The sequence below is a fragment of the Streptomyces sp. JLYT201 genome (genome assembly GCF_059448825.1).
In genome coordinates this window covers 3645371-3666863 of sequence record NZ_CM182551.1, presented here as the reverse complement: position 1 = coordinate 3666863, position 21493 = coordinate 3645371, and the positions used below count along the sequence as shown (strand labels likewise).

16 protein-coding genes and 1 pseudogene are annotated in these 21493 nt (G+C 72.5%); 13 read left to right on the top strand and 4 right to left on the bottom strand.

The window, feature by feature from the left end:
- Positions 1 to 90 precede the first annotated feature (90 nt).
- Positions 91 to 2940, bottom strand: a complete 2850-nt coding sequence (locus AC5WAM_RS14675; RefSeq protein ID WP_495523587.1) for a flippase-like domain-containing protein — start codon at positions 2938 to 2940, stop codon at positions 91 to 93.
- On the opposite strand from AC5WAM_RS14675, the gene AC5WAM_RS14670 reads away from it, so the two are divergent.
- The 3 genes from AC5WAM_RS14670 to AC5WAM_RS14660 all read left to right on the top strand — a co-directional run bounded on the left by AC5WAM_RS14670 (position 2824) and on the right by AC5WAM_RS14660 (position 7181).
- Positions 2824 to 3255, top strand: a complete 432-nt coding sequence (locus AC5WAM_RS14670; RefSeq protein WP_366790381.1) for a pentapeptide repeat-containing protein — start codon at positions 2824 to 2826, stop codon at positions 3253 to 3255. The two genes, AC5WAM_RS14675 and AC5WAM_RS14670, sit on opposite strands and share 117 nt — an antisense overlap.
- The gene (locus AC5WAM_RS14665) at positions 3252 to 3647 is read left to right on the top strand and encodes an MGMT family protein (RefSeq protein WP_495522838.1); all 396 of its coding nucleotides are present in this window, start codon (positions 3252 to 3254) and stop codon (positions 3645 to 3647) included. Before AC5WAM_RS14670 ends, AC5WAM_RS14665 begins: the two co-directional genes overlap by 4 nt.
- A 171-nt stretch (positions 3648 to 3818) precedes the next feature.
- Positions 3819 to 7181, top strand: a complete 3363-nt coding sequence (locus AC5WAM_RS14660; protein ID WP_495522837.1) for an ATP-dependent helicase — start codon at positions 3819 to 3821, stop codon at positions 7179 to 7181.
- Between the two features lie 169 nt (positions 7182 to 7350).
- On the opposite strand, the gene AC5WAM_RS14655 is transcribed toward AC5WAM_RS14660, so the two are convergent.
- Positions 7351 to 7656 carry a hypothetical protein gene (locus AC5WAM_RS14655; RefSeq protein WP_495522836.1) on the bottom strand — a complete coding sequence of 102 codons (306 nt, stop codon included), beginning with the start codon at positions 7654 to 7656 and terminating at the stop codon, positions 7351 to 7353.
- A gap of 435 nt (positions 7657 to 8091) precedes the next feature.
- Here AC5WAM_RS14655 and AC5WAM_RS14650 point away from each other — a divergent pair.
- The 5 genes and pseudogenes from AC5WAM_RS14650 to nudC form a co-directional block, all read left to right on the top strand.
- Positions 8092 to 8334, top strand: a pseudogene (locus tag AC5WAM_RS14650) (UvrD-helicase domain-containing protein); the annotation flags it as partial.
- Between the two features lie 285 nt (positions 8335 to 8619).
- On the top strand, positions 8620 to 9315 hold the full coding sequence (locus AC5WAM_RS14645) for a hypothetical protein (protein ID WP_495522835.1): 696 nt from the start codon (positions 8620 to 8622) through the stop codon (positions 9313 to 9315).
- A 75-nt stretch (positions 9316 to 9390) separates the two neighbouring features.
- Positions 9391 to 13026 (top strand): ATP-dependent helicase, encoded by a 3636-nt coding sequence (locus AC5WAM_RS14640; RefSeq protein WP_495522834.1) that lies wholly within the window; start codon positions 9391 to 9393, stop codon positions 13024 to 13026.
- A gap of 10 nt (positions 13027 to 13036) precedes the next feature.
- A complete protein-coding gene (locus AC5WAM_RS14635) occupies positions 13037 to 14458 on the top strand; it encodes a dipeptidase (RefSeq protein WP_495522833.1) in 1422 nt (473 codons plus the stop codon).
- 60 nt (positions 14459 to 14518) lie between these two features.
- A complete protein-coding gene (nudC, locus tag AC5WAM_RS14630; RefSeq protein WP_495522832.1) occupies positions 14519 to 15466 on the top strand; it encodes an NAD(+) diphosphatase in 948 nt (315 codons plus the stop codon).
- 16 nt (positions 15467 to 15482) lie between these two features.
- Here nudC and AC5WAM_RS14625 read toward each other — a convergent pair whose 3' ends face one another.
- The gene (locus AC5WAM_RS14625) at positions 15483 to 15722 is read right to left on the bottom strand and encodes a mycoredoxin (RefSeq protein WP_138961668.1); all 240 of its coding nucleotides are present in this window, start codon (positions 15720 to 15722) and stop codon (positions 15483 to 15485) included.
- 386 nt (positions 15723 to 16108) lie between these two features.
- Between AC5WAM_RS14625 and AC5WAM_RS14620 the strand changes: the two genes are divergently transcribed.
- The 5 genes from AC5WAM_RS14620 (at position 16109) to AC5WAM_RS14600 (ending at position 19987) form a co-directional block, all read left to right on the top strand.
- On the top strand, positions 16109 to 18316 hold the full coding sequence (locus tag AC5WAM_RS14620) for an ATP-dependent DNA helicase UvrD2 (protein ID WP_495522831.1): 2208 nt from the start codon (positions 16109 to 16111) through the stop codon (positions 18314 to 18316).
- Positions 18317 to 18478: 162 nt separating this feature from the next.
- The gene (locus tag AC5WAM_RS14615) at positions 18479 to 18808 is read left to right on the top strand and encodes a hypothetical protein (protein ID WP_138961670.1); all 330 of its coding nucleotides are present in this window, start codon (positions 18479 to 18481) and stop codon (positions 18806 to 18808) included.
- Positions 18809 to 18975: 167 nt separating this feature from the next.
- Complete coding sequence (locus tag AC5WAM_RS14610) at positions 18976 to 19344, top strand: WhiB family transcriptional regulator (protein ID WP_030359819.1); 369 nt, start codon at positions 18976 to 18978, stop codon at positions 19342 to 19344.
- Positions 19341 to 19664 (top strand): putative WhiB-interacting protein, encoded by a 324-nt coding sequence (locus AC5WAM_RS14605; protein ID WP_138961671.1) that lies wholly within the window; start codon positions 19341 to 19343, stop codon positions 19662 to 19664. The genes AC5WAM_RS14610 and AC5WAM_RS14605 overlap by 4 nt, the downstream gene beginning before the upstream one ends.
- Positions 19665 to 19795: 131 nt before the next feature.
- Positions 19796 to 19987 (top strand): hypothetical protein, encoded by a 192-nt coding sequence (locus AC5WAM_RS14600; RefSeq protein WP_366790351.1) that lies wholly within the window; start codon positions 19796 to 19798, stop codon positions 19985 to 19987.
- A 72-nt stretch (positions 19988 to 20059) separates the two neighbouring features.
- Here AC5WAM_RS14600 and AC5WAM_RS14595 read toward each other — a convergent pair whose 3' ends face one another.
- Positions 20060 to 21460: an ABC1 kinase family protein gene (locus AC5WAM_RS14595; RefSeq protein ID WP_495522830.1), complete on the bottom strand. Its 1401-nt coding sequence runs from the start codon at positions 21458 to 21460 to the stop codon at positions 20060 to 20062.
- Positions 21461 to 21493: the final 33 nt, after the last annotated feature.

Below are 21493 nucleotides of genomic sequence, written 5' to 3'. Positions count from 1 at the left end.
CTGCGGGGGAGCAGGGCGGGGCGCTCGGGGCACGAGCCGTGCGGGTGACCCGGCCGCCTCCGGCGCGCAGGCGGCCGGGGCGGCGGCGCGCTACAGCTGGCCCTTGCGGGTCAGGTGGTTGAAGAACAGCCATCCGGGGAGCACCGGCAGCCACAGCGTGAGCAGCCGGTACAGCAGCACGGCGGGGGCGGCCACGTCCTTGGGCACGCCCACGGCGACGAGTCCGAGCGTGAGCGTCGCCTCGACCGCGCCGATGCCGCCGGGCGTGGGCGCGGCCGAGCCGAGCGCGTTGCCCGCGAGGAAGACCACGGCGACGCTGGCCAGGCTGAGGGTGCCCATCTCCTCGCTGGCGAACGCCCGCACGGACGCGTCCAGGCACAGCACGAAGAAGAACGTCAGGAGCAGCATCCCGCCGATGCCGGTGAGCAGCTTCTGCGGGCGCTGCAGGACGTCCAGCATGCGCGGCACGACACCCGCGAACAGCGACCTCACGCGCGTGACGACGATCTTCCGCAGGAACGGGATGGCGGTCACCACCAGGACGAGCACCGCCACCGACAACAGGCCCGCGATGACCGTGCGCGACGGCGTCAGCGACGGCGTCTTCTCGGTGCCCGTCAGATAGCCGAAGACGAGCAGCAGCAGGATGTGCGAGCCGAGCCCGAACAGCTGCGAGGCACCGACACTCGCCACCGCGAGCCCGGAGCGCACCCCGGACCGCTGCAGGAACCGGGTGTTCAGCGCGACCCCGCCGACCGCCGCGGGCGCCACGATCTTCACGAACGACCCGGCGACCTGAGCGGCCACCGCCCGCAGGAACGGCACCCGCTCCGGCACGAAGCCCAGCAGGCTCATCGCCGCCGCGAAGTAGCTCAGTGCCGAGAACGCCACGGCCGCGGCGACCCAGCCCCACTCGGCCTCCCCGACGATGGTGCCGAAGTCGACGTGGGTGAGCTGCGAGAGCAGGAAGTACGCGCCGATGGCACCGGCGATGAAGCTGATCAGCGTGCGCGGCCTGATCCGCTCCAGCTGCGCGGGCTCCACGGGCGCCGTCGGCCGGATCAGCAGCACCTGGTGGCGGATCTGGGTGAGCAGGTCCTCCTCGCGGGCCTGCTCCAGGGCCTCGTCTATGGCCTGCTTCTCGGCCTGCTTCTCCGCGCGCAGCGACTTGCGGGCCGCCGCCGAGTCCGGGGCCTGCTCCTCCGGCGCGTCCTCGCCGCGCGCCGCCTTGGCCCGCTGGGACGCTTCCAGGACGGCGTCGCGCTCGCGCTGGGCGCGCTCGCGGGCCCGCTTGCGCAGCGTCGCGCGCGTGGAGCGCGTCAGGGCGATCGGCTGGAGCAGCGGCAGACAGTCGGCCACGGCGTCGGGTCCGAGCACCTCGACCGCGGAGGTGACCGCGCGCTCCGCGCCGACGCGCAGCCCGAAGGCGGTGAGCAGCTGCGCGATGTCCATCCGCAGCACCAGGTCGCCGGCTGCGATCTCGCCGCCGCGCAGATCCGTCAGGATCACCCTGCCGGAACGATCCACCAGGATGGCGTCCCCGGCGAGCCTGCGGTGCGCGATGCGCCGCGACTGGAGCGCCCGCACCTGCCGCCAGGTCTCGCGCAGCAGCTCGTCGGTGAGCGCCGCGTCGGGCAGCGAGTCCAGGGTCCGCCCGCCCGTGTGCTCGTAGACGAGGATCACCGCGTCGGGGCCGAGCTCGGAGGTGGCGATCAGCTTCGGCGCGTTGGCGCCCGCCGCGATCGCCGCGTACGCGAGGAGGGCCTCCTGCTCCAGTGCCTGGCGCAGCGACTGGAGGCTGCGCCGGGTGGTGATGCTGCGCAGGGTGAGGCGGCGCCAGACCCGGTAGAAGAAGCCCTGTGCCTGCTGCTCGCGGTCGATGACCGTGACGTCGAGCGGCGGCCCGTCCTCCAGCGTGACGAAGTAGCGCCGGCCGCGGTCCCCCTGGTCGGTGCTGTCCCCGGCGTCCTCGCGGGCGGCGCTCACCGGGCGGAAGCCGACGTGCCGCAGGCCCGCGAGCAGCGTCTGCCCGGTGGGCTGCACGTTCGGCGAGCCGACCGCGTACAGCGTGCCGTAGGCGACGGTCCAGCCGATCAGGACCGTCAGGATGATCGAGAACGGTGTCGTGTTGCCCGACACGAGCATCGTGAACGCTTCGAGCAGCAGCACCACGAGCAGGACGACGCGCCACCGCGGGCGGCGCGCCATGCCCACGGCCGTCATGTACGCGATGACCGGGGCGAGATAGCCGTGCACCGGGTCGGTCAGCGCGTGCACGTCGCCGGGCGAGGGCTGCGTCAGGGCGTCCTGGATGGACTCGGGGGCTCCTCTGGCGACCCACAGGTCGGTGGCCAGGGTCACGCCGTGCGCGAGGACGGCCGCGAGGACGCCGTCGGCGATGCGCAGCCCGTCCCGCTTGATCAGCCGCTCGATCGCGAACGCCACGGGCACGAGCAGGACGCCGATGCTCGCGGTCAGGCCCGCCAGCTTCATCAGCAGGTCCGGCGGCTCGCCGGTGCCCGCGTTGATGTCCTGCTCCAGGCCGGACGTCGTGCCGTGCGCGAACGCGGAGATCGCGAGCAGCACGGCGATCGCCAGCATGCCGATGAGTAGCCGCATCAGGTCGGAGGGGCGGTGCACGCGCGCGGGCAGCAGCGGTTCGTCGCCCTCCACGCGCTCGGCGTAGGAGTCGTCGGCGCAGTCGGTGTCGAAGCCGGGCACCTCCGCCGGGGCCGCGGCCTGTCCGGGCGCGGCGTCCGCGGGGTGCGGCTCGGCGGGGCGGGACGGCGCGGGATGCGGGTCTGCGGGGCGCGGCTCGGAGGCGTGCGGGTCGGCGGAGCGCGGCTCGGAGGGGTGCGGTTCCGTGGGACGCGGCTCGGGGGAGCGCGGTTCCGTGGGGTGCGGTTCCGTGGGGCCGGACGGCTGCTCGGCGCGGGCCAGGGCCCGCGATTCCCGGCCGTCCCCGGCCTCGCCGACGGGCTCACCGGTACCGGGGCGCGACGTGTCCGCCGAGGTGCCGGCCGTCTTGTCGGAATGCACGCTCTGCTGCTCCGTCGCCTCTTCTTGATCTCGTATCACCAGTCACCGCCCGCACGATGGTGGCATGCCCCGCCGACAACGGGGGGCATCAGGGGGCAATCCGGGGGCGCGAAACGGTCACGATTTGCCACATCGGACCTAGTCGTACACGCCTCCGCACGCTCCGTATCCGACCGGTCACCGTGTCGGTGGCATGGGGCAGGATGGTCCGGATGAGCGAGGAGAGCGGAGCGGTACCGGAGCTTCCGGAGTACGCGGAACGCGTCCTGGAAGTGGCGGAAATGATTCCCCCGGGCCGGGTGATGACGTACGGAGACGTCGCCGAATGGCTGGAGGAGGGCGGCCCCCGCCAGGTCGGCCGGGTGATGGCCCTCTACGGAGGCGCGGTGCCCTGGTGGCGCGTGGTCCGCGCCGACGGCGCCCTGCTGCCCGGCCACGAACTGCGCGCCCTGGAGGCCTACCGCGCGGAGGGCACGCCCCTGCGGCAGGCGGGCCGGGCCACCCAGGGACACGTGCCGCGCCTCGACATGCGCCGGGCGCGCTGGGACGGCGGGGCAGCCGCCGACGGCCCGGGCGGGCGGCCGCAGGCTCCGGAAGGTCACAACTGACAGCTTCCGGCATCCGGACACGCGGTGGGGGACCGCTGGTGGCCCGTACGGGGGAAGCCACACGTCCCCCACGGCCACTGGCGTAGCGTCGACAGCACGCATGCACCCTCACCCCGTGGCCGCCCCGCGGCCACACCTCGATCAGAACACCCACCAGGACCGGCGACCCACGTGAGCTCCACTTCCTCCGCACGGCACGCGCGGCACCCCTCGTACCAGCAGGTACGGCCGGGGGCCACGGGCGCCTACCGACTGGTGCGTACCCCGCCGGTCGCCGCGGACCCCCCTGAACTGGACGCACGCCAGCGCGCCGTGGTTGACCACGACGGCGGTCCGCTGCTCGTTCTCGCAGGTCCGGGCACCGGCAAGACCACGACCCTGGTCGAGTCGGTCGCCGCGCGCGTGGCCAAGGGCACCGACCCCGAGCGCGTCTTGGTGCTCACCTTCAGCCGCAAGGCCGCGGTGGAGCTGCGCGACCGCATGGCCCACCGGATAGGCGCCGCCGACGCCCCGCAGGCCACCACCTTCCACTCCTTCTGCTACGCCCTGGTCCGCGCCCACCAGGACGCCGACCTGTTCGTCGAGCCGCTGCGCCTGCTCTCCGGACCCGAGCAGGACGTCGCCGTCCGCGAGCTCCTCGCCGGGCAGCTCGACCTCGGCGAGGAAGGCCTCGCCCGGGTCCGCTGGCCGGACGAACTGCGCGCCTGTCTGACCACGCGCGGCTTCGCCGACGAGGTCCGCGCCGTCCTCGCCCGCAGCCGCGAGCTGGGCCTCGGCCCCGACGCCCTCGACGCCTTCGCTCGCCGCAGCGGACGCCCCGACTGGCGCGCCGCGGCCGCGTTCCTCGCCGAGTACCTCGACGTCCTCGACCTCCAAGGAGTGCTCGACTACGCCGAACTGGTGCACCGCGCGGTGCTGCTCGCCCACCGGCCCGAGGTGGCGCGGGCCCTCGTCGCGCAGTACGACGCCGTGTTCGTGGACGAGTACCAGGACACCGACCCCTCCCAGGTGCGCCTGCTGCACGCACTCGCCGGCGGCGGCCGCGACCTCGTCGCCTTCGGAGACCCGGACCAGTCGATCTACACCTTCCGGGGCGCCGATGTGAACGGCATCCTCCGGTTCCCGTCCGACTTCCCGCGCGCGGACGGTACCCCGGCGCCGGTCGAGGTCCTGACGACGTCCCGCCGCTCCGGCGCCGGACTCCTCGCGGCCACCCGGCTCCTCGCCCGGCGCATGCCGCTGACCCGGCTGCCCGCCGAGAAGGTGCGCGCCCACCGCGACCTCACCGCCGTCAGCGACGGCGGGCGCGTGGACGTCCTCACCTTCCCCACGGCCGGTACGGAGATCGACAACATCGCGGACGTCCTGCGCCGCGCGCACCTGGAGGACGGCATCCCCTGGAGCGAGATGGCCGTCCTCGTGCGCGCGGGCGCCCGCACCCTGCCCTCCTTCCGCCGCGCCCTCACCGCCGCAGGCGTCCCCCTGGACATAGACGGCGACGACATCCCCCTACGCCACGAACCGGCCGTGACGGCGCTCCTGACGGCCTTGCGGGCGGTCGCCACGGCCGAGGCCGAGGGCCAGACACACTCAGGGGCCGCCGGGGACGACGACCCCGCCGCCCCCCAGGTCACCCCCGCCTGGCTCGGCACCGAGACCGCCCTCGCCCTGCTCACCTCACCGCTCGCGGGCATGGACGCCGCCGACCTGCGCCGCCTCGGCCGCGCCCTGCGCGAGGAGGAGCGCGCCGCGGGCAACCACCTGCCGCCCCCCTCCGACGAACTGCTCGCCCGCGCCCTCGCCGAACCGGAGCGGCTCGTCGCGCACGACCCCTCGTACGCCAAGGGCGCCCAGCGCCTCGGCGAACTCATCGGCAGGGCCCGCGCGTGCCTCGCGGGCGGCGGCACCGCCGAGCAGGCGCTGTGGGAGCTGTGGGACGGCACCCCCTGGCCGCGCCGCCTGGAGCGCGCCGCCCGGCGCGGCGGCGCGGCGGGCCGCAACGCCGACCGCGACCTCGACGCGGTGTGCGCCCTGTTCGCCACCGCGGCCCGCGCCGAGGAGCGCACCGGCGGCCGGGGCGCCCTGAACTTCCTTGAGGAGATCGAGGCCCAGGACATCGCCGCGGACACGCTCACCCGCCGCGCCGTCCGCCCCGACGCCGTACGCCTCATGACGGCACACCGCTCCAAGGGCCTGCAGTGGCGGCTCGTCGTCGTCGCGGGCGTCCAGGAGGGGCTCTGGCCCGACCTGCGCCGCCGCGGCTCCCTCCTGGAGGCCGACCGCATCGGGCGCGACGGCATCGCCGAACCCCTCACCCCCGGAGCGCTGCTCTCCGAAGAGCGCCGCCTGTTCTACGTCGCCGCCACCCGCGCGCGTGAACGCCTGGTCGTCACCGCCGTCAAGGCGCCCGCCGACGACGGTGACCAGCCGTCCCGCTTCCTCACCGAACTCGGCGTCGAACCCAAGGACGTCACGGGCCGCCCGCGCCGCCCCCTGTCGGTCTCCGCCCTGGTCGCGGAGTTGCGCGCCACGACCGTCGACCCGCACGCGTCGGACGCCCTGCGCGAGGCCGCGGCCCGCCGCCTGGCCCGCCTCGCCGGGCTCGCCGACACCGACGGCCGCCCCCTCGTGCCCTCCGCGCACCCCTCCCGCTGGTGGGGCATGCACGAGCCGACGGCCGGCACGGCGCCCCTCCGGGACCGCGACAAGCCGGTCGCCCTCTCCGGCAGTGCCCTGGACCAGCTCGCCAACACCTGCGCCCTGCAGTGGTTCCTGGGCCGCGAGGTGAAGGCCGACGCGCCCGCGACCGCCGCCCAGGGCTTCGGCAACGTCGTCCACGTCCTGGCCGACGAGGTCGCCTCCGGGCACACGCCCGCCGACCTCGACGTCCTCATGGAACGCCTCGAATCGGTGTGGGACGCCCTCGCCTTCGACGCCCCCTGGAAGTCCGACCAGGAGAAGGAGCACGCGCGCGTAGCGCTCGAACGGTTCCTCCAGTGGCACGTCAGCGGCGCCCACGCGGGCCGCACCCCCGTAGCCAGCGAGCACGGCTTCGACGTGACCCTGCAAGCGGGCCCCTACGAAGTACGCGTGCGCGGCTCCATGGATCGCGTCGAACGCGACGGGGACGGCCGCGCCTACGTCGTGGACTTCAAGACCGGCAAACAGGCCCCCAGCACGGCCGACGTCGCCCGCCACCCCCAGCTGGCCGTCTACCAGCTCGCGCTGCGCGAAGGCGCGGCCGACGACGCCTTCGGCGGCACCCGCCCCGAGGCGGGCGGCGCGGAACTGGTGCACCTGCGCCAGGGCGCCGCCAAGAAGGACGGCGGCGACACCCTGCCGAAGGTCCAGTCGCAGCAGCCCCTGGAGAGCGGCGACGGCGACGGCGGCGACTGGGTGGGCGACCTCCTGGCCACCGCCGCGGGCAAGGTCCTCGACGAACGCTTCACGCCCGCAACGGGCCAGCACTGCACCCACTGCGCCTTCCGCACTTCTTGCAGCGCCCTCCCGGAGGGCCGCCAGGTCGTGGAGTGACGCGGTTGCCTTAATGCAGGTTTGCACCCTCGAGGCGATTGGGTCGGCTGCGCGAACGGCAACGCCACCGCGGTCTCCCAACAGCTAGGTCGGATCCTGCGTAGCCGTGAGCCTCGGAGAGCCAGGCTTTTCGAGGCACGCACAGCAGATCTTTCTGACACTTCTTCCGCTACGGCAGGTTGGCCGCCAGCCTGCACGCGCGGTCGGCGACCTTCGTCTTGACTCCCAAGGTGGTTAGCATGTTCTTACAGCCCGTCAAGTACACCGGAAATCCCTTAACGTCCTTGTGCTGGTAGGCAATGTTGCACGCAGTCTCCACCTTTGAGCCAACCGTGTAGCCCTTCTGCTGCAAGTAGTACTTGCAGTCGTAGGTTGAGGCCGCCGCTGGAGCCGCCATCGTGATTGGCGCAACTGCTGTCACGCCCACAACCATGCTCGCTGCTATCAAAGCTCGCTTCGCCATCAGCAACTTCACACTAATCCCCTTCGGTGGTTGATCAACTGGCCACTCATGACACTGACGTGACTTGACGGGTGCGAGTAGATCATGCGTTTGAGTACAAGATCAAAGTTGGAATGGTCCAGTCTGATCGCCTGTCCTATCGGCCCTGACTCTGCGGGGAGGATTTGCCTCGACGGCTGCCAGGGAAATGGCGATGCCCTGGATACGGCAAGCGCAGGGGTTATGGCAGGCGCGTCAAGGTGCCCTACCTGTCAATGGGCTGCTCCACATGAAGGACGTAATCGATGACGCTCGGTCCATGACTGAGGTGACGGGCCCGAGCGGGCTGGCACCCCTAGGCCCTGCGCGGACTCCGGGTGTCGCGGGTCTGGCCGACCGGAGCTGGGCTTTCGGTCTACCCTGCGGTGCTCTAGCCGCGGTCGGCGGCCGCAGCCGCGGCTACTGAGTGCCCTGCCCGCCCCGCAGGTGATCGTGGCCGGAGCCGGGTCGGGCAAGACGACGGTGGTGGCCGCGCGCGTGGTCTGGCTGGTCGGCACCGGCCAGGTCGCCCCCGAGCAGGTCCTCGGCCTGACGTTCACCAACAAGGCGGCGGGCGAGCTCGCCGACCGCGTCCGCCAGGCCCTCGTCAAGGCAGGCGTCACCGACCCGGACCCGGCCGACCCCGACGACGCCCCGGGCGAACCAGTCATCCCCGGCGAACGCTTCACCCTCGCAACGGGCCAGCACTGCACCCACTGCGCCTTCCGCACCTCTTGCAGCGCCCTCCCGGAGGGCCGCCAGGTCGTGGAGTGACGGCTTGCCGTCGCCCCCCGGCGGTGGCCGACGCCGCGTCCCGTGGGTGGCCAACGTCACCTTCCGTCGCCCGCGCTCATAGCACTCGCACAGGCCATCTAAGGTCTCCGTAAAGCTGAACCGTGTACGCGGCGCGGTGCCTCCCGCACCCCCGGACGTGCACCGTCCCGAGGAGAGTCACACATGGCAGCCAACCGGAAGCTCCTGGCAGCGGCAGCCGCCTGCGCCGCCGCCGTCATCGGCGTCACGGGCTGCAGCAGCGACAGCGGCGACATGGACCCCTTCGAGGGCATGAGCGCCGACAAGATCGCGAAGAAGGCGTCCAACGCCTCCAAGAACGCGGGCTCCTTCACGATGAAGAGCGAGTCCAAGGAGGACGGCGACCAGATCACCGGCGCGTTCTCCATCGCCAAGGGCGGCGACTGCAAGGCCACGGTCGACTCGGGCAAGATGGGCCACTCCGAGCTGCTCTACGTCAACAATGCCTCCTACGTGAAGGCCGACGAGAAGTTCTGGAAGGCGCGCGCCGGTGCCACCATCGCCGGGCGGGTCAAGGGCCGCTGGGTGAAGTCGCCCAGCTCCCGAGCAGGCGGTGCCTGCAACCTGGACAACATGTTCGAGAGCGGCAAGCTCAAGGGCCTCAAGCGCCTCGACGACGCCGATGTCGACGGCAAGAAGGCCGCCGTCCTCATCAAGAAGAAGGGCAAGGAGACCACCACCTTCTACGTCGCCATGGACGGCAAGCCGTACTTCCTGAAGGTCACCAACAACGGTGACGAAAAGGGCACGGCGACCTTCAGCGACTACGGCAAGCCCGTCGACGTCAAGGCCCCGGCAGCCGACGAGGTCGTCGACCAGAAGGAACTGGCGGGCCTCTGAGCCACAGTGCCGCGCGGCGGCCCCTGACGACCGGATCCACCCCGTTTGTCAGTGGCCGCCGCTAGCCTTTCCGACGTGCCCTCCCGCCTCACCGACCCCGACGAGCTCAAAGAGCTCCTCGGCATCCCGTTCACCCCGGAGCAGACGGCCTGCATCACCGCGCCGCCCGCCCCGCAGGTCATCGTGGCCGGAGCCGGGTCGGGCAAGACGACGGTGATGGCCGCGCGCGTGGTCTGGCTGGTCGGCACCGGCCAGGTCGCCCCCGAGCAGGTCCTCGGCCTGACGTTCACCAACAAGGCGGCGGGCGAGCTCGCCGACCGCGTCCGCCAGGCCCTCGTCAAGGCAGGCGTCACCGACCCGGACCCGGCCGACCCCGACGACGCCCCGGGCGAACCGGTCATCTCCACGTACCACGCCTTCGCCGGACGCCTGCTGACCGACCACGGCCTGCGCATCGGCCTGGAACCCACCTCCCGGCTCCTCGCCGACGCCACCCGCTTCCAGCTCGCCGCACGCGTGCTGCGCGAGGCCCCCGGCCCGTACCCGGCACTCACCCGCTCCTTCCCGGACCTCGTCAGCGACCTCCTGGCCCTCGACGGCGAGCTCTCCGAGCACCTCGTGGACCCCGCCCGGCTCCGCGCGTACGACACCGAGCTGCTGCGCACCCTGGCAGGCGCCAAGCTCACCAACGGCGACCTCCGCAAGGTCCCCGAAGCGGCGGCCGCCCGCACCGAGCTCACCGGCCTCGTCGAGCGCTACCGCGACGCCAAGCGCGCCCGCGACCTGCTCGACTTCGGCGACCAGATCGCCCACTCCGCGACGCTCGCCCACACCCGCCCGGACGTCGGCGCGATCCTGCGCGAAGAGTTCCGCGTCGTCCTGCTCGACGAGTACCAGGACACGTCCGTGGCCCAGCGCATCCTCCTCGCGGGCCTGTTCGGCGGCGGCACCGGCCACCCCGTCACCGCCGTCGGCGACCCCTGCCAGGCGATCTACGGCTGGCGCGGCGCCTCCGTCGCCAACCTCGACGACTTCCCGCACCACTTCGCCCACGCCGACGGCCGCCCCGCCGCCCGCCACGCGCTCAGCGAGAACCGCCGCAGCGGCGGCCGCCTCCTCGACCTCGCCAACGCCCTGGCCGCCCCGCTGCGCGCCCGCCACGCGGGCGTGGAGGCCCTGCGGCCCGCCCCCGGCGCCGAGCGCGACGGCACCGTCCGATGCGCGCTCCTGCGCACCCACGCCGAAGAGATCGACTGGATCGCCGACTCCCTCGCCCACCTCGTCCGCACCGGCACCGCCCCCGGCGAGATCGCCGTCCTGTGCCGCACGGCCACCGACTTCGCCGCCATCCAGGCCGCCCTCGTCGCCCGCGACGTACCCGTCGAGGTGGTCGGCCTCTCCGGGCTGCTGCACCTCCCCGAAGTCGCCGACCTCGTCGCGGTCTGCGAGGTCCTCCAGGACCCCGGCGCCAACGCCTCCCTGGTGCGGCTCCTCACCGGCCCCCGCTGGCGCGTCGGCGCCCGCGACCTCGCCCTCCTCGGCCGCCGCGCCCGCCTCCTCGTCCGCCACGGCCACCCGGCACCCGGTGGACCCGACGACCCCGAAGCCGCCGACCGCCGCCTCGCCCAGGCCGTGGAAGGCGTCGACCCCTCCGAAGTGATATCGCTCGCGGACGCGCTCGACACCTTCCTGGAGTCGCCGATCGGCACCTCCGAAGACGACGGCCTGCCCTTCTCCGCGGAAGCGCGCGTCCGGTTCGCCCACCTCGCCGCCGAACTGCGCGACCTGCGCCGCTCCCTCGCCGACCCGCTGATGGACGTCCTGCACCGCGTCCTCGCCGTCACCGGCCTGGAAGTCGAGCTGTCCGCCTCCCCGCACGCCCTGGCCGCCCGCCGCCGCGAAACCCTGTCCAACTTCCTGGACGTCGCCGCGTCCTTCGCCGCCCACGACCCCGCGGCCTCCCTGCTCGCCTTCCTCGGCTTCCTGCGCACCGCCGCGCAGTACGAGAAGGGCCTCGACAACGCCCTGCCCGGCGGCGAGAACACCGTCAAGGTCCTCACCGCCCACAAGTCCAAGGGCCTGGAGTGGGACGTCGTCGCCGTCCCCGGCCTCGTCACCGGCACCTTCCCGAGCGCCCAGGGCCGCGAGAAGTGGACCGCGCAGGCCAAGGTCGTCCCGCACGCCCTGCGCGGCGACGCCGACACCCTGCCCGACGTCGACACCTGGGACGCCAAGGGCCTCAAGGCCTTCCACACCGCCATGAAGGAGCACCAGCACACCGAAGAGCTCCGCCTCGGCTACGTGACGTTCACCCGCCCCCGCAGCCTCCTCCTCGGCTCCGGCCACTGGTGGGGCCCCACCCAGAAGAAGCCACGCGGCCCCTCCGACTTCCTGACGGCGCTCCACGACCACTGCGCCGCCGGACACGGCGAGATCGAAGCCTGGGCCGACGCGCCGCAGGACGGCGAGGAGAACCCCGCCCTGCGCGAGGCCGCCGCCGACCACGCCTGGCCGCTCCCGCTCGACCCCGCCTCCCTGGCCCGCCGCCGCGCCGCCGCGGACACCGTCCAGGCCCACCTGGACCGCCTCAGGACGGGCACGGCCCGCGACCACCAGGAGCCCCACCCGGCGACGGACCCGGAATGGCCCCCGCCCCCGGAGGACGACGAGCTCTACGAAGAGGACGCGTTCCCCACAGACACCGGCGAGCCCTACGTAGACAACGGCGAGCCCTACGAAGGCAACACCGCGCCCTACGAAGACAACGGTTTCGGCGAGACCCCCTACGACGACGGCGGCTCCCCGCCCGAGACCGAGGACCCCTCCGACTGGGACTCCTGGACCAGCGACCGCCCCCCGCCCCCGACCCCTTCCCCGGACCCCGTCATCCCGCACGCGCGCGAGCCGCACGCCACCGGACCCGAGCAGCCCCTCACCCCGGAGGAGCTGCGCACGCTCGCCTCCTGGGACCGCGACCTGGACGCCCTCGCCGACGAGCTCCTGCGCGCCCGCGAAGGCGTGCGCGACGTGCCCCTGCCCGCCTCGCTCACCGCCTCCCAGGTGCTGCGCCTGGCCGCCGACCCCGACGGCCTCGCCCAGGAGCTCGCACGGCCCATGCCCCGGCCCCCCCAGCCCGCGACCCGGCGGGGCACCCGCTTCCACGCCTGGGTGGAGGCCCGCTTCGAAGAGCTGCGCCTGCCCATGCTCGGCCCGGACGAACTGCCCGGCGGCGCCCCCGGAGAGGCCGACATCGCCGACGAACGCGACCTGGAGGCCCTCAAGGAGGCCTTCGAGCGCACCGAGTACGCCCACCGCACGCCCTACCGCGCCGAAGCCCCCGTCCAGCTCACCCTCGGCGGCCGCCTCATCCGCGGCCGCGTCGACGCCGTCTACAAACAGGGCGACGGCGCCGACGCCACGTACGAGATCCTCGACTGGAAGACCGGCCGCACCCAGGACGCCGACCCGCTCCAGCTCGCCGTGTACCGCCTGGCCTGGGCCGAGCAGTACGGCGTCCCCCTGGAGTCGGTGACCGCCGCGTTCCTGTACGTCCGCACCGGCGACGTCGTACGCCCCCGGCACCTGCCCGGCCGGGCAGAGCTGGAACGGCTCCTGCTCGGCGAGGACGGGAACGAGGGCCAGACCGACCGCGAGGGCGGCGGCCCCGAGGCCGACCGGCCACCGGACAGGACCGCTCCCGCGGGCCGATAGGCTCGTGACCATGAGTAAGTCCGCCGACCAAGCTGACAGCGTCGTCAGCGCCGTACGCGAGTACGTCGACGACCACCGTGCCGCCTTCCTCGACGACCTCGCCGAGTGGCTGCGCATCCCGTCCGTGTCGGCGCAGCCCGAGCACGCCGACGACGTGCGCCGCAGCGCCCACTGGCTCGCCGCCCGGCTGAAGGACACCGGCTTCCCGACCGCCGAGGTCTGGGAGACACCCGGCGCCCCGGCCGTCTTCGCCGAATGGCCCTCCGGAGACCCGCAGGCACCCACCGTCCTCGTCTACGGCCACCACGACGTACAGCCCGCCGCCCGCGAGGACGGCTGGGACACCGACCCCTTCGAGCCCGTCATCCGCGAAAACCGCCTCTACGCGCGCGGTGCCGCCGACGACAAGGGCCAGGTCTTCTTCCACACCCTCGGCGTCCGCGCCCACCTCGCCGTCACCGGCCGCACCGCCCCCGCCGTGAACCTCAAACTGATCGTCGAGGGCGAGGAGGAGTCCGGCTCCGCTCACTTCCGCGACCTGATCGAGCGCCACCGCGACCGCCTGGCCGCCGACGCCGTCGTCGTCTCCGACACCGGCATGTGGTCCAAGGACACCCCGACCGTCTGCACCGGCATGCGCGGCCTCGCCGACTGCGAGATCGAGCTGTACGGCCCCGACCAGGACATCCACTCCGGCTCCTTCGGCGGCGCCGTACCCAACCCGGCCACCGCAGCCGCCCGCCTCGTCGCCGCACTGCACGACGAGCACGCGCGCGTGGCCGTACCGGGCTTCTACGACGGCATCATCGAGCTCACCGACCGCGAACGGCAGCTCTTCGCCGCACTGCCCTTCGACGAGTCCGAATGGCTGCGCACCGCCAAGTCGCACGCCCCCCACGGAGAGGCGGGACACACCACCCTGGAGCGCGTCTGGGCCCGCCCGACCGCCGAGGTCAACGGCATCGGAGGCGGCTACCAGGGCGCGGGCGGCAAGACGATCATCCCGTCGAGCGCCCTGCTGAAGCTCTCCTTCCGCCTGGTCGCCGGCCAGGACCCCGACCACGTGGAAGAAGCCGTCCGCTCCTGGGTCGCCGGCCAGCTGCCCGCGGGCATCCGCCACACCATCACCTTCGGCGCCGCGACCCGCCCCTGCCTGACCCCGCTCGACCACCCCGCCCTGCAGTCCGTCGCCCGCGCCATGGGCCGCGCCTTCGAGCAGGAGATCCTCTTCACGCGCGAAGGCGGCTCAGGACCGGCAGCCGACCTCCAGGACGTCCTCGGGGCGCCCGTGCTCTTCCTCGGCATCTCCATTCCCTCGGACGGCTGGCACGCGCCGAACGAGAAGGTCGAGCTCGACCTGCTCCTCAAGGGCGTCGAGACCACCGCCTACCTCTGGGGCGACCTCGCGGAGCACTGGCGCGATGCACACTGAGCACACCGAAGACACCTGCTCGCTGAACCACCCATTCCACCGGGGGAGTTGGAAGCACCAGTGACCACCTGGACCGACCGCGCCGCAGACCGCCCCGTCTCGCTCACCGCGCCGAGCGGCATCGACCGCGCAGCCCACCACCGCCTCGACGAGGCCTGGCTCGCCGCCGCGTGGAGCCACCCCTCGACACGCGTCTTCGTGGTCTCCGGCGGCCAGGTCCTCATCGACGAGACCCCCGACGGCCGCACCGAACTGGTGACGACCCCCAGCTTCGAAGCGCCCCTCACCGAAGCCCACCGCTACTTCCTGGGCACCGACGACGACGGCGTGAGCTACTTCGCCCTCCAGAAGGACTCCCTGCCCGGCCGCATGGACGCCTCCGCACGCGCCGCCGGACTGCGCGAGGCGGGCCTGCTCCTGTCGCCCCGCGACGCGGGCCTGATGGTGCACGCCGTCGCCCTGGAGAACTGGCAGCGCATGCACCGCTTCTGCTCGCGCTGCGGCGAGCGCACCGTCATCGCGGCCGCCGGCCACATCCGGCGCTGCCAGGCCTGCGGCGCCGAGCACTACCCGCGCACCGACCCCGCCGTGATCATGCTCGTGACGGACGACAAGGACCGCGCCCTCCTCGGCCGCCAGGTCCACTGGCCCGAAGGCCGCTTCTCCACGCTCGCGGGCTTCGTGGAGCCCGGCGAGTCCATCGAGCAGTCCGTACGCCGCGAGGTCTGGGAAGAGGCGGGCGTCACCGTAGGAGACGTCGAATACGTCGCCAGCCAGCCCTGGCCGTTCCCGTCCAGCCTCATGCTCGGCTTCATGGCCCAGGCCACCTCGTCGGAGATCAACGTCGACGGCGAGGAGATCCACGAGGCCCGCTGGTTCTCCCGCGACGACCTGCGGGCCGCGTTCGAGTCCGGGGAGGTCCTGCCTCCCTACGGCATCTCGATCGCGGCCCGCCTGATCGAACTCTGGTACGGCGAGTCCCTGCCGAGGCCCGGCGCGACGGCCTGACCCGGCCCCCGGGGACCTAGGCGAGCTTCTGCTTCACCTGCGCCAGCGAGGGGTTCGTCAGCGTCGAGCCGTCCGGGAAGAGAACGGTGGGAACCGTCTGGTTCCCGCCGTTCGCCTTCTCGACGAACGCGGCGGACTCCGGGTCCTGCTCGATGTTGACCTCGGTGTACGCGATGCCCTCGCGGTCCATCTGGCCCTTCAGCCTGCGGCAGTAGCCGCACCAGGTGGTGCTGTACATCGTCACGGTGCCCGGCATGTCTTCGCGCTCCTTCACGGCTCGGGGTGCGTCATCGCACTTCGGGGTGCGTCGTCGCACCCAGTCGAACGTACGCGACCCCGCCGCCATTCCCACACCCGCGCCCCTCCCGCCAGAGCCCGCGCCTACGCCCCTCCCGGCAGAGCCCGCACCCAAGCCCCTCCGGCAAAGTCCGCAGCTGTGTCTCTCCCGCCACAACCCACACCCGCGTCGCGCCCGCCAGAGCCCGCACTCCGACACCAGAAGATGCCCCCGGGACCAACCGGCACCAAGCCCCGCCCCCGGACCAACCACACCCGGACACGCCCCGGGATTAATACGACTGCGACCGCCACCCTGTGGATAACCCCGCTCACGCGCCCCACAAGAACTGGCAGCATTGAAGGGTGACAGCAGCAACGCACTCCACCCTCTTCCCGCGGGTCCCGGACTCGGCCGACGCGGTGCTCGACGGGCTCGACCCCGAGCAGCGCGAGGTCGCCACGGCCCTGCACGGGCCGGTCTGCGTACTCGCGGGCGCGGGCACGGGCAAGACCCGCGCCATCACCCACCGCATCGCGTACGGAGTGCGCGCGGGCATCCTCCAGCCCGCCAGCGTGCTCGCCGTCACCTTCACCAACCGCGCCGCCGGCGAGATGCGCGGCCGACTGCGCCAGCTCGGCGCCCAAGGCGTCCAGGCCCGCACCTTCCACTCCGCGGCCCTGCGCCAGCTCCAGTACTTCTGGCCCAAGGCCGTCGGCGGCTCCCTGCCCCGACTCGTGGAACGCAAGATCCAACTCGTCGCCGACGCCGCGACCGCCTGCCGCATCCGCCTCGACCGCAACGAACTGCGGGACGCCACCGCCGAGATCGAATGGTCCAAGGTCACCCAGACCGTCCCCGCGGACTACGCCGCCGCGGCCGCCAGAGCAGGCCGCGAAACCCCCCGCGACCCCGCCGAGATCTCCCAGCTCTACGCGGCCTACGAAGACCTCAAGCGAGACCGCTCCGTCATCGACTTCGAAGACGTCCTCCTCCTGGCCGTCGGCATCCTCCAGGACCGCCACGACATCGCCGAACAGGTCCGCTCCCAGTACCAGCACTTCGTCGTCGACGAGTACCAGGACGTGAGCCCGCTCCAGCAGCGCCTCCTGGAACTGTGGCTCGGCGAGCGCGACAGCCTCTGCGTCGTCGGCGACGCCAGCCAGACCATCTACTCCTTCACCGGCGCCACCCCCGACCACCTCCTCGACTTCCGCACCCGCCACCCCGGCGCGACCGTCGTCAAACTCGTCCGGGACTACCGCTCCACCCCTCAGGTCGTCCGCCTCGCCAACGGCCTGCTCGCCCAGGCCCACGGCCGCGCCGCCGACCACCGCCTGGAACTCGTCTCCCAGCGCGAACCTGCCGCGGACCCCGTCTACACCGAGTACGCGGACGAACCCGCCGAAGCCGAAGGCGCCGCCCGCCGCATCCGCGCCCTCATGACCGACGGCGTCCCCGCCAGCGAGATCGCGATCCTGTTCCGCACGAACTCCCAGTCGGAGATCTACGAACAAGCCCTCGCCGACGCAGGCATCCCCTACCAGCTCCGCGGCGCCGAGCGCTTCTTCGAACGCACCGAGGTGCGCGAGGCCGGCGCGGCCCTGCGCGGCGCCGCCCGCTTCGGCGGCAACGACGCCCTCCTCGACGACGTCGTCGACCTGCCCTCCCAGGTCCGCGCCGTCCTCTCCACCAAGGGCTGGACCACCGAGCCCCCCGCGGGCTCCGGCGCCGTCCGCGACCGCTGGGAATCCCTGGCCGCCCTCGTGCGCCTCGCCGAGGACTTCGCCCGCGCCAACCCCGCCGCGACCCTCGCCGACCTCGTGGCCGAGCTGGACGAGCGCGCAGCCGCCCAGCACGCCCCCACCGTCGAAGGCGTCACCCTCGCCTCCCTGCACGCCGCCAAGGGCCTGGAGTGGGACGCCGTCTTCCTGGTCGGCCTCGCCGAAGGCATGATGCCGATCACCTACGCCAAGACCGACGAACAGGTCGAGGAGGAGCGCCGCCTCCTCTACGTCGGCGTGACCCGCGCCCGGGCCCACCTCCACCTGTCCTGGGCGGTGTCCCGCTCCCCGGGCGGGCGCCCCAACCGCAGGGCCACCCGGTTCCTCGACGGACTGCGCCCCGGCTCCGGCGCGACCGCCGGGGCGCGCGCGGCCGGTGGCACGGGCGGCATCGAGCGCGGCACGGGCGGCGGCACCGAGCCCGGCGGCCCCAGAGCCCGCCGCCGCACCAGCCGCACCCCGGCCCGCTGCCGCGTCTGCGGCCGCACCCTCACCGACGCCGGTGAGATGAAACTCATGCGGTGCGAGGACTGCCCGTCCGACATGGACGAAGGGCTCTACGAACGCCTGTGGGAGTGGCGCGCGGGGCACGCGCGACGCATCGGACAGCCCCCGTTCTGCCTCTTCACGGACAAAACCTTGATCGCCATCGCCGAGTCCGTGCCCGAGGAGGAGGGCGAGCTCGCCCGCATCCCCGGCGTCGGCCAGCGCAAGGTGCGCACCTACGGCGCCGACGTCCTGGCCATTTGCGCAGGTCAGGAGGTTACTGACAGGGACGAGGCCAACTGATTCAAACTCGTCGAAAAAATAGTTTGCGCATGCGCCAGCAATCCCCATAGGTTCTTAACACGGAAACGGCGGCTTCTCCGGAGCCCCGGTTCCATGCTGTACTTGTCAGTCCGAAGGATCGGCCCCGGCCGATCCCCTAGACGCCGAGAGGAGGCGAATCCAGTGATCAGCATCAACGAGAGCTTCATCAGCACCGCCAAAATGACCGATCGCTCGGTCGTCGCCTCCTGCCTGCTCGGCTTCTCGCACCAGAGCACCGGTCTGTCCGTCGGCAACGCCGCCGCTCGTCCGGGTGCCTCCCTGCCTGCCATGGGTCTCCAGATCCGTGAAGGCAATGAGCGACCGACCCAGGCACCGGAAGCAGCAGTAGCGGCGGCACAGGCGCAGGCCTATGCCTTCGCGGCGGCCGGTGCCGGATTCCGGAAGCAGACGACGCAGCACCACACGATGTGGGCCTTCCGTGGGCTCGAACCCTGGAGTGATCCAGTCTGATCTCGATCAGACCGGCGCCTTCAGGGCCGCGGAACCCCACCCGGGATCCGCGGCCCTTCTGTTTTCCCCAAAACAGGGAGACAGACCGAAGGGGCCACAGCAAGACCCGGTACCAGCCGCCAACCGGCCGACCCCGGCCGGAACGACCAGACGAGGAAGAACACCCCGTGCAACTCGAAGCGCACGCCCCGTCCGTACCGCCTTCAGACACGCTCCCCCCGCCCGCACCCACGGAGGACCCGACCTTGACTCCCCTCACCGCGCTCACCGCGCTCGACGACGCCATCGAGAACCTCGGCGTACCCGTCCCCTGCCGCGCCTACGACCCCGAGGTCTTCTTCGCAGAGTCCCCGGCCGACGTCGAGTACGCCAAGTCGCTCTGCCGCACCTGCCCGCTGATGGAGGCCTGCCTCGCCGGCGCCAAGGAGCGACGTGAGCCGTGGGGTGTCTGGGGCGGTGAGCTGTTCGTCCAGGGCGTCGTCGTAGCCCGCAAGCGCCCGCGTGGCCGTCCGCGGAAGAACCCGGTAGTGGCATGAGTACCGCCGGAACGATCGATCGCCCCCTGACGCACGACCCGAAGAAGCAGGCCCCGATGAAGGCACCCGCGAGTGAGCCCACCGGCTCCGCGACCCCAGACTTCACCCCCACCGGCGCGACCGGCTCGCGCCAGAACAGGACCCGAGAAATGCAACTCATCCCAGAAGCCATGGCCCGTGCGCATATGCACGAGCGACTGCGTGAGGCCGAGCAGCAACGCCCGGCTGTCCGCCTGATCGCGGCCCGCCGCATGCAGCGCCGCGCCGAGCGCGCCTCGCTGCGCGCCCGCCGCGCGCTCGCCATGGCGGTCATGCAGTAGATCCGCCGCCACACGGCAACCGGAAGCTCCGGCGAGCTTCCCGGCAAACCCAGCGGGGGCCGGTCCGAACGGACCGGCCCCCGCGGTGCGTTGTGCCCGCCGAACACCGGCGACGGCGATAAGGTCGCCGAGTGGACCAGCAGCCTTCTCAACCTGCGGACACCGAGAACCTCGTGTGCTCCCGCTGCGGCACGGTCGCCGACGGCCGGCCCCCCACCTGGACCTGCTCCGTGGAGAACGGCGTCCGCCACTACTTCTGCGACAACTGTGCGCGGGACAACATCCGGGCCATCGAGGGGAGACTCGACTCGGCCTGGTGGTGACCGCCGCCTCGCCCCGGTGGGGGGGGGCTTCCCCTCCCCCCGCCCCCTCCCCACCCCCACCCCCGCGTCAGGTCATGCCTCAGCCGCCGCGTCGTCCAGCTCCTGGCCGTCGCTCGGGTCGTGCTGTTCCTCCCGCTCCGCCGGTTCGTCGTCCGGCAGGAATCCGGGGACCCACTCCTCCAGCTCGTCCCGCATGCGTACGGTCGCGCCCAGCTGGCACAGGACGCCGATGGTGCTGAGCGTCACGCGGTGTATCAGCAGGTACGACGGCGGGAGGTTCAGCCGTTTGCCCAACTGGTGGGCGGGGGAGCGGGGATCGGCCACACGTGTCGCCTGGCTGCGCATCCAGCCGCGTGTGAAGGTGAACTCGTCCGCGAGGGCGGGTTCGATGATCGGCAGCAGATAGTCGAGGACCGCTTCCGGCTCCAGGTCGACGGAGTCCTTGACGAAGCCTTCTTCGCACAGCATCTCGTAGACCGCTTCGGCCTGGCCCTCGACCGTCATCCGCAGGGAGCGGCCGATCGTCGGGGGCAGTCCGCCGGGCAGTCGGTCCACCGTGCCGAAGTCCAGGACGCCGAGCAGCCATTCGCCCTTCTCGCCCGGCAGCAGGCGGAAGTTCCCGGGGTGCGGGTCGGCGTGCAGCAGGCCGGTGCGGGCCGGTCCTGAGAACAGGAAGCGGGCGAGGAGCTGGCCCGCCCGGTCCCGCTCCTCCTGTGAGCCGTCGGTGATCACGTCGGCCAGCGGCACGCCGTCGATCCACTCCGTCACCAGGACCTGCTCGCTCTGGTGGACCACGTCGGGCACGATCACGTCGGGGTCGTCCGCGAACTCCTCGGCGTGGGCGCGCTGGGCCTGTGCCTCCAGGCCGTAGTCCAGCTCCTCGGAGACGCGGTCGCGCAGCTCCGCGATGAGGGGCTTGATGTCCATGCCAGGGATCAGCGGGCCAAGGACCCGGGCGAAGCGGCCCAGTTGGTTCAGGTCCGAGAGCAGGGCTTCGCCCGCTCCCGGGTACTGGACCTTCACCGCGACGTCGCGCCCGTCCGCCCATACGGCTCGGTGCACCTGGCCGATCGAGGCGGCTGCAGCGGGCTTGTCCTCGAACTCCAGGAACAGCTCCCGCCAGTCCTCGCCGAGCCGCTCCGCGAGCACGGTGTGCACGGTGCGGGTCGGCATGGGCGGTGCGGCTTCCTGGAGTTTCGTCAGGGCCGCGCGGTAGGGACCGGCGACCTCCTCCGGCAGGGCCGATTCGAAGACGGACATGGCCTGCCCGAACTTCATCGCCCCGCCCTTCAGCTCGCCGAGCACCTTGAACAGCTGCTCCGCCGTGCGTTGTTGCAGCTCACGGCCCACGAGTTCCGCCGACTTGCCGCCGATTCTCTTGCCGAGCCCCCAGGTCGCGCGGCCCGCGAAGCCGAGCGGCAGCGCGGCCAGTTTGGCGGTACGGGTAACCGCCTTCCGGGGAAGATCAGACATACGCCCCTCCAAGTCCCAGACAGCCGCGCCCTC

Coding starts and splice junctions, on each gene's coding strand:
- AC5WAM_RS14665 (WP_495522838.1), top strand. CDS start 3,252: ATGAGCGAGGAGAGCGGAGCGGTACCGGAGCTTCCGGAGTACGCGGAA.
- AC5WAM_RS14645 (WP_495522835.1), top strand. CDS start 8,620: ATGGCAGCCAACCGGAAGCTCCTGGCAGCGGCAGCCGCCTGCGCCGCC.
- AC5WAM_RS14635 (WP_495522833.1), top strand. CDS start 13,037: ATGAGTAAGTCCGCCGACCAAGCTGACAGCGTCGTCAGCGCCGTACGC.
- AC5WAM_RS14625 (WP_138961668.1), bottom strand. CDS start 15,722: ATGCCGGGCACCGTGACGATGTACAGCACCACCTGGTGCGGCTACTGC.
- AC5WAM_RS14605 (WP_138961671.1), top strand. CDS start 19,341: ATGAGTACCGCCGGAACGATCGATCGCCCCCTGACGCACGACCCGAAG.
- AC5WAM_RS14595 (WP_495522830.1), bottom strand. CDS start 21,460: ATGTCTGATCTTCCCCGGAAGGCGGTTACCCGTACCGCCAAACTGGCC.